Origin of the sequence: Blautia faecis, assembly GCF_027662325.1 — a bacterium.
Classification (GTDB): domain Bacteria; phylum Bacillota; class Clostridia; order Lachnospirales; family Lachnospiraceae; genus Blautia_A; species Blautia_A faecis.
This window is the reverse complement of record NZ_JAQDKY010000006.1, coordinates 68,259-80,447: the sequence shown is the minus strand read 5'-3', so window position 1 is coordinate 80,447 and position 12,189 is coordinate 68,259. Positions and strand designations below refer to the sequence as shown.

Sequence of the window (12,189 nt, the reverse complement as noted above, 5' to 3'; positions counted from 1 at the left end):
GTCATTAGTAATATTGAACCTGGTATGGGGCACATTTAACCTTCTGAATTGTCATCAGATGCGTCTGAGCTGTCTGATCCGGAATTGTCTGATCCAGAGCCGTCAGAACTGGAACTGCTTTGGGTGGCAAGTGTCTGATAGTACCAGGAGGAGGTGATGGAATCGTTATCCTCCACGTAATTTCCGTTGGAATCCAGCATATTTCCGTCGGAATCAAATGTGACATCCAGAAGATCCGTCTTAGTAGATGGTGTGACGTTCATGGACATGATTTCATCATATTTTGTCTGAAGGTTTTCCAGGGAAAACTCATCTCCGATGGACTGGCGGACGCTGTGTGCAGATGCTAGAGCGTCTGTATAATCGTCCAGCTTATATGGTGCATATTCCAGGGTATCGTAGCTGTAATGCATAACCAGCGGTGTCAGTGTGGCATCTTGGATCTGGATGCTGGTCTGGTCGCCGTCTACAGTCTTCTGAATGGTAAAGGCTGCCATTCCGCCAAGAAGCTGCTTCAGTGTTTCCTGACCGGTAACAAAGTTGCCAAGGGAGTAGTAGATCAGCATGTTGTGACCAGAGTCATCTGTAAGGTAGCCATATGGCTGGAGCACATTCGGATTGGTTCCGATCACAACGTCAACACCCTGCTCCATAAGGAAGTTGGCCCATTCTTTTTCGTATTCGGTAGGCATTGGTTCTTCGGTCTTGCCCCAGTTTGCAGAGAAAATCACACAGTCTGCGGAAGCTTTGGCCTGTTTGATGGCGGCTGCAACATCGGCAGTATTGAATGTGTCAATCATGGAGCCTTTGCTGGAAGATGATGTAGCTGCGCTTCCGGAGCTGGCTGAACTTCCGGTGGTGTCTGCTGAATTATCGGAAGCAGAACTGTCAGTACCGTCTGTTGAGCCGTCGGTACCACCTGCTGAGTTATCAGAAGCAGAGCTGTCCGTGCTGTCTGTGGAGCTATCGGATCCTGTGGAGTCTCCGGAAGTGTCAGAACTATCGGAGATTCCGGACTGGCTTCCATACGCCGGGAAAGTATAGTCAAGGAATGCAATTTTGATTCCGTTTATCTCTACAATTTTCGCTGTATTTGTACTGGTCTGGCTCTTATGAATACCAACCAGAGTGACATCCGGATGGCTGGTTTCCCAGTAATTTAAAGTTTCGTTGATCATGGAAGAACCATTGTCATCAATCAGTGCTGTGGCAGATGTGACCACATTAAAACCGGCATTTACAAGTGCGTCGCCAACCTCTGTAGGAGTGGCGTAAGGCGCGGTACCGCTGACTGCACTGTGGTCTGTGGTGAAAGGTGTTTCCTGATTGACCATAGCAATGTCGGCAGCCTGTATATCGGATTTCAGATTAGCATAAACACTGTCATAATTCCAGGCGCCGGTTTCTGACTGGCCGGATGCAAGAAGACTTGGCTGAACCAGGTTATCCCCAACTGCAAGAACTGTGGCTGTAGTGACTTCCTGGGTGGTGGCAGCTGCCTCTTCTTCCTTCTGTTTTTGTAAGTCAGCTGCTTTTTTCGCCTGGGCGGCTGGCTGGCGGATCATGGTGTAGTCCATCTGGTTAAACACCAGGCAGAGAACCACCAGAACCGCGATGGATACCAGAAAGCTGGTTCTGGAATTCAGGCGTTCTTTATAATTTAATGGGAGATTATCTCGTTTTTTCATGATTTTGCCCTTCTCTAATGTAGGAAAGTATGACCAGCAGGATCAGAAAATCAGATGGATCCTGCATATTTTCAATGTGAGTTCATTATAGCAAATTATTGTGCTCAAAGAAAGAAGTTATTACATAAATATTTAAAAAAATGTTACAGCATTTCGGGAATTTTCGGGTAATATTGCGCGTGGACCTGACAGGCAGAAGCCGGGCGAAAATACTGCAGCTTCAGAGGCAATCACAATTTCTCGTTCATGTATTTTCGCAAAACCGGAAACTGCACAGGGCCGATTTCCAGTATCTTCTGATGAAAACTTTTCAGATCAAAGTTTTCGCCAAGGAGGGATTGCTGTTCTTCTTTCAGATCCAGAAAATTCAGATATCCCACATAGTATTTCAGATAATTAGCAGGTGTTTCGGTGATATATCGGTAAATCTCGGCCGTGACAGCAGCATCACGGATTCCGAAAAGTTTCAGGAAGCGGGCGGCTTGCGCAGGAGTCCAGCCGTGGTAATGGATTCCCACATCCAACAGGGAGTAAATGCACAGATTCACGCTGCGGTTCAGCCAGGAAAGTCGCGTGCAGGCAGAAGCTTCCTGTGAGGATAAGGTGCCGGCAGACAGATAATCTGCGGCATAATCATACGCATAACTTTCTACATAAGTGGCCCAGCCTTCCACGTATCCGCTGTAATCGATGAGATACCGGATATGGGATGGACTTTGTCGTCCGAAATAAACGGTCTGGTAAAGATGACCGGGGAAGCCTTCGTGCGCCAGCGTGGTAAAAAGCTCCAGATTGGAAATTTGCCGTCCATGATTGATGTAAATAACATTTGGCGCTCCTGTGTCCATTGGCGGTGTCAGGTAAAACGCCGGGCTGAGAAATTCTTCCATAGATTTATGTACAGACCGGATTTCGAAATCTACAGAAGCAGTGGAGGGGAAATCCTGCTGAATATTTTTTTCCAGAAGCTCCATGACCCGTGTGGGCTCCATATCTGGCAAATCCATTTTCTCATTTAGCAATGTGAGAAGTTGTGGATGCTGTTTCAAAAGTTCTGAAATTTCCTGAGAATCGGTGGAAAGCTGCTGGGTGAGGCGCTTTTCCAGTTTTTCCACAGGTATGTAGATTCCCACCTGGCTTTTTAGAAGATATTGGTAATATTCCTTTCCGCCAGAAAAATTGACCAGTCCTCCGGTATTTTTTCCTGTTCCCCGAAGCTGTTCCAGACCTTCTATCAGTGTTTGATATGCGGGGAGAACCGTTTCTTTCAGAATCTGTTTATGGGTCAGGTTCAGCTGTTCCTGGTCCTTTTCGGAAAGCTTTCCATAGGCTTTTAGTTTCTGGGAAAAAATTTTCAGCATATAATTGGAATCCGGGTTTTGAATAAAAGAACGGCACTGGTCCTGAATGCGTTCCAGGGTTTCGTCGCACATAAAAAATCCGGCATCAGATTTTGTCTGTTCAAAGGCGAGAATGCTCTGGAAATATTCTTTCGTGCTGCAGAGGAGATTCAGGTAGTCGGTGATGTCCTGATTGGTGTAGAAGGAGTATTCCGCCAGCAGTACAGGCAGCTGCGCCTGGATCCCGAGGCTTGGGCTAAGCGGCTCTTCCAAAAGATAATTGTCGCCCAGAGAGGCTTCGGTGTGGTAGTAAAGGAGGAGCAGATCAAGGGTCAGGCGATTGGAAGTACTGAGCTTTGACTGGGAAAATTTTTTCAGCTTTTTTACATATTCCTGGCACTGGGCAGAGGCTTTTTCATTGTTGGGATGTATTGTGCCAAGGGTAGCGCGGGGGCGTGAGATGCCCTGTTTTTCCGGATAAGCCAGGGAATAATGAAGATTCAGGGCGTTTCCGGAAACCTCTTTTTCAAATATGGACTCCGCGAAGTTTTCGAAGCGGGCATTTTCGGAGAAGACATGACTGAAAAGCCAGGAAAATGTGAAGCAGATAATAAGAAAAAAAGCCAGAATAGCGGCGGTGAATTTTGGTCTGTTTGACATAGGATGCCCTCTGCTCTGGGGGATTTCTACTATATTATTGAGAATTTCAGTGTAGTATGCGAAATATTTGGTTCCATGGCTTTAAGATTATGTGTATTTTGTGTACAAGACTGACGGGAATGACGAAATTAGTTGGGGATGTCATGGGGAAGTTGTTGGATTTCACGGAAAAGGCGATTTTTTTATTTGTGGGAGCAAAATTGACGGTAACAGATTGTTGTGATATTATGCGTAATTGTTACATATGCTTAATATAAATGTAACATTTTGAAGGGCGATTTTATATAAATTGAGAGGTGTATGAATGTTAAAAAATAAAATGAAAAAACTGATCTGCGGAATGACAATGTGTATAACGGTCTGTTCTCAGATGATTTTTCCACAGACTGCGTTTGCAGCGACTAAGGCTGCTGTGGAAAAGGCGGGCGAGGCATTTGTAGCTGGGATGACAGAGACTGCAGAGGCAGAGGAGGTACTTTCTGAGGAAGAGCTTCGTCAGCAAATCGTGGATTTTGCGCTGCAGTTTGAGGGAAATCCTTATGTTTACGGTGGGACAAGTCTGACAAACGGAGCAGACTGTTCCGGGTTTGTAATGTCTGTGTTTGCACAGTTTGGCTATTCACTGCCCAGAGTAGCAGCAGATCAGTATAATCAATCAGCGAAAAAAAGCGTGGAAGATCTGGAGCCAGGAGATCTGATTTTCTATGGAAGCGGAATCAGCCATGTGGCACTGTACATTGGAAATGGACAGATTATCCATGCAAGTACATCTGCGTCTGGAATCAAGATTTCCAACTATGATTATGAGGCGCCTGTGGGAGTAGGAACTTACATTGAAGCGGACGGCTTCTTTAGTGAATAAGAGTGAGGGAGCGGAGCATTTGATAAAACGGATATGAAATCCGGTTATCCTGTTCTGACATTTACAGCCGGGGAAGGTTTCCCCGGCCTTTTTGTACAGTGACGGGAGTCTGCCACGTTGTTATTCGCTGATAACATTCCGCGAGGTGCTTTTTTGAACAAGGTTCGCAGAAAACCCGAGAATTGCGGCGCGAAATCATGCAAAGCATGATTTTTGTGCATTGCGAAGCTTGTTACTGTGAAGGTTGCGAACGGTAACCATGCCACGATACAAAGGGGAATGGTGAGAGAATAAAATTGATTTGTGTGTATTTTGTAAGGTATTGTAAATACGATATTTTGCAAGGGAAAATGTCGAAAAGTGTTGAAATTAGCAGATTGCACAAAGACTTAAAAAAAATGTGGATAGGTGAATTAATAGGTAGAAAGTTTTCCACTTTCAAAAATATGAAAAAATGTTGAAAAATCAAGTTATGCACAAAGTTATCCACATTATCCACATGGAAAAGCATGTGGATGAGTTGATTTACATAATGGGAATCGAAACAAATGTTTTGGTTATTGTTATGAAAATGTAAAATTCGACAGAAATCGGCAAAAAGGTATTGACTTTTACAAAATCAAAATATTATAGAATATTCGCGAAAAATATTACAATTAAAGCCAAAAACGATAAAATGTCTGACAAAAAAGTATAGGATTACGAATGCGGTTGGCAACCGTGAGAGCATCCCAGGCGCAGAACAGCTGATTTTTATATTAAGTACAATGCTACAGAGATCTCTCAGATATTTGGAGTTCCAATGGAGCAAATTATGAGAATAAGGAAAGAGAAAAATTTATAAAAATCAAGTGAAGAAAGCCCTTTGCCAGAATCAGATATGATTTATGGCAGAGGGCTTTTTGCTAAGAGAAATTGAAAGGTAAAGTTGCATACTTTATTTGTATTCAAAAATGTATTCAAATGTAACCATTTGTAACTACCCCAAATGTAACAGTTTTTGGAAAAACGTGAGATTACAATTTATAGTCGAAAGGGTTAAAATCCCCGAAAGCCTTGATCTTACTGGCTTTGCAGGCACAAAAAAACACCGTCCCCGCGGCAATCGCTTTGTCCGCAAAAACAGTGCTTTCAGTGCGCCTTCAGGGGTTCGAACCCTGGACACCCTGATTAAGAGTCAGGTGCTCTACCAACTGAGCTAAAGGCGCATCTCTTATTTCGCTGAGTTGTTATTTCCTCAACGCAAGATGTATTATATATCAGGTGTGCACCAAAAGTCAATAGGAATTTTATAATTTTTTTAAATTTTTTCGAAAACTTTTACGATTGCTATTTAGTGGGGGGATTACAACTCCACTAAACAGCAATCTATTTTCATTTCCTACAACAATTCCAGAATATCCTCCCTGCTCATACCACTCAGCTGTCCCATATCACCGCTGATGATCTGCTCTGCCAGATCCTGCTTTGCTTCCTGGAGCTTCTGGATCTTTTCTTCAATGGTATTGCGGGCGATGAGCTTGTACACGGTAACTTTCTTTGTCTGTCCGATACGGTGGGCACGGTCAGTGGCCTGATTCTGGACAGCCTGATTCCACCAGGGGTCATAGTGGATAACCACATCTGCACCTGTCAGATTCAGTCCAACGCCGCCTGCTTTTAGGGAAATGAGAAATACAGGAGTGGTATCAGAATTGAACTGTTTCACAAGCTCCTGTCGTTTCTGCTTGGAGGTTTCCCCAGTGATGATGTAATAAGGAATCCCCTCTTTTTCCAGTGCTGCCTGAAGAAGAGCCAGCATGGAAGTAAACTGGGAAAATAAAAGCATACGGTGCCCACCATCAATAGCACTCTGGATCAGCTGCATACAGCTCTCAGCCTTGGCAGATTCACCGCGGTAATTTTCAAAGCAAAGAGAAGGAGAGCAGCAGATCTGTCGCAGCTTCGTCAATTCAGCCAGAATCCACAATTTGCTCTTATTAAATTCGCCCTCGTCCTGCTGGGCAATTTTTTCCTTCATATGTACAACCTGGGCATCATACAGCTTCTGCTGTGCATCCTCAAATTTCACGTAACGGACTTCTTCCAGTTTTTCAGGAAGATCCTTCAACACATCCTCTTTCAGACGGCGAAGGATAAATGGAGACACCATTTTCTGCAGACGGGTCATGGCAGACTCATCGTCGTTCTTTACGATCGGAGTTTCAAATTCCTTTTTAAAGGAATCATAACCGTAGAGAAATCCCGGCATTAAATAATCGAAAATGCTCCAAAGCTCACTGAGGCGGTTCTCAATTGGTGTTCCAGTAAGTGCGTAGCGGGTCTGGCTGTGGATCACCTTTACAGATTTGGCTGCTGCTGTTGTGTGATTCTTGATATACTGTGCCTCATCAATGATCTGGTATAAAAATTCTTTTTCCTCATATTGGTCAATATCTCTTTTTAAAAGATCGTAAGAGGTGACCAGAACATCGAAATCTGAGTACGTCTGAAGCTTCGCCTGACGTTCGGACTGACTTCCTGCGATCAGGGAAACTTTCAGCTGTGGGGCAAATCGGGCAAGCTCTTCACCCCAGTTAAAAACAAGGGCAGCGGGAGCTACTACCAGGGATGTGCCGGTTTTTCCTTCAAGCTTCGCTGCAAGAAGAACTGCGATTACCTGTAAGGTTTTTCCAAGGCCCATATCATCGGCGAGAATTCCGCCAAATTTCCATGCTTCCAGGGTACGAAGCCATTTGTAACCGTTCTTCTGGTATTTTCGCATGATCCTGGAAAGACTTTCCGGTTCTTCAAAATCGGCATCGTTAATGGTTTTGAAGCCTTTTACGATTTCACGGAAATGACGGTCACGGTTGGCATATATGTTTTCGTTGCTCTCCAGCATCTGATCCAGATATAAGGTGCGGTATGCCGGAATGTGCATTTTTCCTTTGACAAATTCCTTTGGGGTGAGATGAAGGGTTTTCATCAGTTCTGCCAACATTTCCAGGTTCTGCTCCTGAAGATTGACAAATTCGCCGCTTTTCAGCTTGTAATATTTTTTCTTCAGCTGATAGCTTTTCAGGATATCCAGAAGCTCCTGGCTGGAAATATCATCCGTGGAAATATTCAGATCCAGGAGTCCGCCGGATACGGACACACCAACGGAAACCTTTACAGTCTTTAAGGTGTGTCTGCTGCGGAAACGGTTGGTGCAGCGTACTTCGCCAAGCTCCATGAGGGCGGCAGTTCCAGACTCCATGATCTGATAGCTAAGTTCTTCGTCATGGTTGCAGTGAAGTACGTCAAAGTCGGGATCATAGTAAGGCAGCCATTCCATGGTCTGATCCAGCACACTGTTTTCCAGAGGAAAGTCACGGAACTGCTGGTCCGGGGAGATATCCTCATGAAGTAAAAGCTTTCCTACAGAGAATTCTCTTTTTCCATAAAAGGCGCTTACCTTGCAGATAACGTTATCGTTTTCCATGTCCAGATAAAATACGAAGTGTGCTTCAGGCGTGAGGTACTGTCTGAATTTCTCCGGATTTTCCTCCGTAATATCCGCCACTTCCTGAAGCTGGGGCAGCACATTGTGATAAAAATTGGACAGTGTATTACGCCCCATCTGGAAGTGGAATTCTCCATTTCTGGAAAGCGCTGTCAATGGACGGACCTTCTCCATAAAGGCCGGTTCGGTTTTATAGAAGCTGTCATCCTGGATAAAGTATGAAGAGTCCATACCCTGAAAAAGCTCTGGGATGTATCCCTTTACTGTGACACCGTCAAATTGCTTTTTGTCCTTAGAGGCATTCAGAATCCGTATGGAAATCCGTGGATTCCCTGTTTTGCAGTGAAGCTGGGCTTTTTTACGGGCAGCATCCGGAGTTTTATCTTCAAAATCTATTTTATCATTGCAAATATTGTCATAAAAACTGTCCAGACGCCAGCCAAAAAGATCCAGAGAATTGCCAACATTAAATTTTTTTGGCAAATAGATGCCGGAATTCTGGATTTTGTCTACAAACTGCTCTTCCTCGCGGACGATCCGGTCAATATAGCGGATCCATTTGCGGCTCTCCTCTGTGAAATCCTGCGTTTTGTGGCTGATCTGGGTGTTGGTTCCATACTGAACGGTCTCACCGTTGCGAACCTGACGGCAGAAGTCATCCAGTTTTTTTACCACGAACATTTTGGAAGTTCCTACCTTAAAAGAAACGGAAAGCTTATTGTCATTCTGTGTCAGTCTTGGAACCAGGGAAACACCTGCGGAAACATGGGCCGGTGTTTCTTTCTGGTCATTTTTGAGCTGTCCTCTGCGATAGGAGTTCAGCAGATAGTCTCCGTTCATGTCAGTGGCATCCGAAAAATTGCTGTGGTTTACATAATCACGAATATAGAAGGCAAGTGCAGCTGTATACTGGCACCTGGAATTATCAGAATACCAGCCCCAGTATTTTCTGTGGCATTCCGGGCATCCGCATCTTGCATAAGTAACTTCCTCGTGAGAGAAAAGAAGGGTGACGCCGAAGATATCTCTGCCAGTCTGGAAGGTTGCTTCAATCTGGCCAAGGCGCTGACCGTTCATCCTGTCGTAGCCGCAGGAAATATCTGTGACATTCATTTTCTGTTGGCGATAGATGGCTTCCCCGTTCTTTCGGTCTTTGGGGGCAAGCTTTAGGGATTCAAGAATTTTGTCGCCGTCAAAGTAGCTGTAATTTTCCAGCTGTTGGATATTTCCGTCTAATGAGGAATCGTCGTCTGCGTCACTGTCATTCTGGGAACCGCCAAGAAGCTGGTACGTTTCGTTACGCTTTTGTTTTTCCAGCTCTTCCTGACGTTTGCGCTCTTCCGTTTCTTTCTTTTTCACTTCTGTCGGAGAATTTTTCATTTGTTTGGCTTCCTTTTTATGATTTTTCTTTGTCGTTTTTGTCCTTGGGAAACATGCTGTCCAGCAGTTTGGACAGTTCATTGGCATGCTTTTTTATGCCGGAGAAGGGATTGCTTCTGTTTTTATGTTCATAGCCAAATTGAGCAGCAAATTTTTGCAAAGATCTGGTTCGCTTCATATAAAAAACTCCTGCCAGATATTTCTTCCTTATAATATGAAAAGAAATACAGCAAGGTGAAACATTTAACGACGAATGATCATCTTACAGATCGGATTTCCCATAGAGGAAAATTTTTCCTCATATTCGGTCATTACATTTCCAATCATCATTTCTTCGTTATGGTGGAGGTCAAAGGTGTGAGCTTCCAGTTTCCATCCGGCTTCCGGGACTTCTTCCAGGGAAAAGTCGAACAGGCCGCGGTTGTCAGTTTTGAACTCGATGGTTCCGTCTTCTTTCAGAATCTTGTCGTAGCGGGAAAGAAACTCCCGGGAGGTAAGGCGGCGGGAAGCGTGGCGAGCCTTAGGCCAGGGATCAGAGAAATTCAGATAGATTCTGGAAACTTCGCCTTTTTCAAAAACTTCGGGAAGAAGTCTTGCATCCATGCGCATGAATTTTAAATTAGAAAGCTCCTGTCCTTCTTCTGCAAGGGCTTCTTTCTTCTGAATGGCACGAAGGAGTACGCTGTCATACATTTCGATTCCGATATAGTTGATCTCCGGATGGAGCTTCGCCATATCCATAAGAAAGCGGCCTTTTCCCATGCCAACCTCCAGATGGACAGGCTGATGCTGTGGGAAAACCTTGTCCCAGTTTCCCTTATTCTCCTGGGGATTCTGGATCACGTAGATACTTTCTGCAATTGCGTCTTTGGCGCCTGGTATATTTCTAAGTCGCATAGGTTCCTCCTGTAATTATATTTATAGCTGTATGAAACTGATTCCGGCTCTTTGCAAAAGTTTACCGGGTGGTAAAAAATGCTTGTCAGAATCAGCTGAAATTGTATTCATTCTTAACAAAACTACTATACATGATTTCCTGCTTTTCCGCAATAATATTGATATCGTGATTTTTCAAACACATTCTATGTCAGGGGGGAAACGCAAAGTTCTTTTAATTGAAAAAACTGACTAATTTTGACTGAATATGAAATGCGTCAATAAGAAAAGTAAACGGAAAAATGTGGGAGAACTCTGTATAAATATGCATTTTCTTCCTATTTATAATTAATACGTGTACCTAGTATAAAATTTCGATATGACAGGAATTGATAAGATCGTTAATTTTTAGTCAAAACATCTGGAATTGTATTGAATTTTTGTGAAAATTTTAGGCAAAGTTTGACTGGTATTTTCATCAAAATGGGTGTAAGATACTTAAAACTTGAAAAAGGAGGGGAAAAATGGAACAGATAATCGGTAAGTTATCCGAGATAGAGACAACTGCAGAGACCATTATGAAGGATGCACTGCAGAAGAAGAAAGCTCTTTCAGCTGAGATGGAAAGGCAGTCCAAGGAATTCGACACCCAGCTGGAGAAACAGACAGAAGAGCAGATTAAGGAAATTCGCCGGAATCTTGAGGGTGAGAAGGATAAGCGCCTGTCATCCCTGCGGGAAGACACTCAGGCTGCCTTAAGTCAGCTGGACGCTTACTATGCGAAGAATCACGAACGCCTTTCCAGAGAAATTTTTGAAAAGATCATTCAGGAGGAAGTGATGTAATGGGAAGCGTTCTTTCCTACAGCGGAATTTCCACGAAAATACGCGCTATGAGCAGTCATCTGGTGACAGATGAACAGCTTCAGGAAATCGTCCGCTTTTCGGACGTTCCACAGGTAGCCGCTTATTTGAAGAAAACGCCGGAATATGCGAAAGCATGGTCAGACCTTGATGAGAATAATCTTCACCGAGGTGAGATCGAGAAGCTTCTGAAGAAATCCATTTTCGGAAATTTCTCCCGCATTTACAATTTTGCAAACAAGGAGCAGCGCAAGTTCCTGGCACTTTATTCCAAGCGCTACGAAATCCGTGTTCTGAAAGAGATCATGACGAATCTCTTTGATCACAGAAGCACCGATCCTGTGGATATGAGTCCTTACCGCGACTTTTTCCTGCACCATTCCAAGCTGGACATTGACAGAGTGGCAGGTGCCGGAAATATGGATGAGTTCATGACAGCCCTGAAGGGCAATGAATTCTATGCTCCGCTTCAGAGCGTATATGAGAACGGCAATGGACTTTTATTTGACTACGGAATGGCTCTTGATCTTTATTATTTTAATCAGATCTGGAGTGTCCGCAAAAAGTTATTCAAGGGAAACGATCTGGACGAGATCACCAAGGCTTATGGTGAGAAGTTTGATATGCTGAATCTGCAGTTTATCCTGAGATCCAAGCGTTATTACAAAATGGAGCCGGCAGCCATCTACGCACAGCTGATTCCCGTGAATTATAAACTAAAGAAAGAAGAAATCACAGCTCTGGTGGAAGCTACCAGCAAAGAAGAAGGTGAGCAGATCTTTTCCCGTACCTGGTACGGCAGGAAATATCAGCAGCTGAACCTGATCTCCATGGAGGAGCTTTATAATAGTCTGCTCCGTACCGTGCTTGAGAAAGAGGCTCGCAAGGATCCTTATTCAGTAGCTGTTTTGTATTCTTATCTTTACCACAAAGAGCATGAGGTAAACCGTCTGACCATCGCACTGGAGTGTGTTCGTTACCAGGTTGATCCGGACGAGGCAATGCATTATGTTCACAACAATTAGTAACCCGG

8 protein-coding genes and 1 tRNA gene are annotated in these 12,189 nt (G+C 44.0%); 3 read left to right on the top strand and 6 right to left on the bottom strand.

The genetic code is table 11. The features are described 5' to 3' along the window. Positions 1-35: 35 nt before the first annotated feature. Positions 36-1,688, bottom strand: a complete 1,653-nt coding sequence (locus PGQ38_RS04940) for a CapA family protein (RefSeq protein WP_270430937.1) — start codon at positions 1,686-1,688, stop codon at positions 36-38. Between the two features lie 230 nt (positions 1,689-1,918). After that, positions 1,919-3,688, bottom strand: coding sequence for a DUF885 domain-containing protein (locus PGQ38_RS04935; protein WP_270430936.1), 1,770 nt, complete (start codon positions 3,686-3,688; stop codon positions 1,919-1,921). Between the two features lie 304 nt (positions 3,689-3,992). Here PGQ38_RS04935 and PGQ38_RS04930 point away from each other — a divergent pair, with 304 nt between their 5' ends. Next, positions 3,993-4,550 (top strand): C40 family peptidase, encoded by a 558-nt coding sequence (locus tag PGQ38_RS04930; RefSeq protein ID WP_173716926.1) that lies wholly within the window; start codon positions 3,993-3,995, stop codon positions 4,548-4,550. A 1,135-nt stretch (positions 4,551-5,685) separates the two neighbouring features. On the opposite strand, the gene PGQ38_RS04925 is transcribed toward PGQ38_RS04930, so the two are convergent. The 4 genes from PGQ38_RS04925 to trmB all read right to left on the bottom strand — a co-directional run bounded on the left by PGQ38_RS04925 (position 5,686) and on the right by trmB (position 10,314). Further along, positions 5,686-5,758: transfer RNA gene (locus PGQ38_RS04925), tRNA-Lys, on the bottom strand. A gap of 173 nt (positions 5,759-5,931) precedes the next feature. Further along, positions 5,932-9,417 (bottom strand): DEAD/DEAH box helicase, encoded by a 3,486-nt coding sequence (locus PGQ38_RS04920; protein ID WP_270430935.1) that lies wholly within the window; start codon positions 9,415-9,417, stop codon positions 5,932-5,934. Positions 9,418-9,433: 16 nt separating this feature from the next. After that, positions 9,434-9,595 carry a hypothetical protein gene (locus PGQ38_RS04915; RefSeq protein WP_173719405.1) on the bottom strand — a complete coding sequence of 54 codons (162 nt, stop codon included), beginning with the start codon at positions 9,593-9,595 and terminating at the stop codon, positions 9,434-9,436. Positions 9,596-9,660: 65 nt separating this feature from the next. Then, entirely contained in the window at positions 9,661-10,314 is a 654-nt protein-coding gene (gene trmB / locus PGQ38_RS04910; RefSeq protein ID WP_118579347.1) for a tRNA (guanosine(46)-N7)-methyltransferase TrmB, read from the bottom strand. A gap of 503 nt (positions 10,315-10,817) precedes the next feature. Between trmB and PGQ38_RS04905 the strand changes: the two genes are divergently transcribed. After that, positions 10,818-11,138, top strand: a complete 321-nt coding sequence (locus PGQ38_RS04905; RefSeq protein ID WP_118579350.1) for a hypothetical protein — start codon at positions 10,818-10,820, stop codon at positions 11,136-11,138. Beyond that, positions 11,138-12,181 carry a V0D/AC39 family V-type ATPase subunit gene (locus tag PGQ38_RS04900; RefSeq protein ID WP_118579353.1) on the top strand — a complete coding sequence of 348 codons (1,044 nt, stop codon included), beginning with the start codon at positions 11,138-11,140 and terminating at the stop codon, positions 12,179-12,181. Before PGQ38_RS04905 ends, PGQ38_RS04900 begins: the two co-directional genes overlap by 1 nt. Positions 12,182-12,189: the final 8 nt, after the last annotated feature.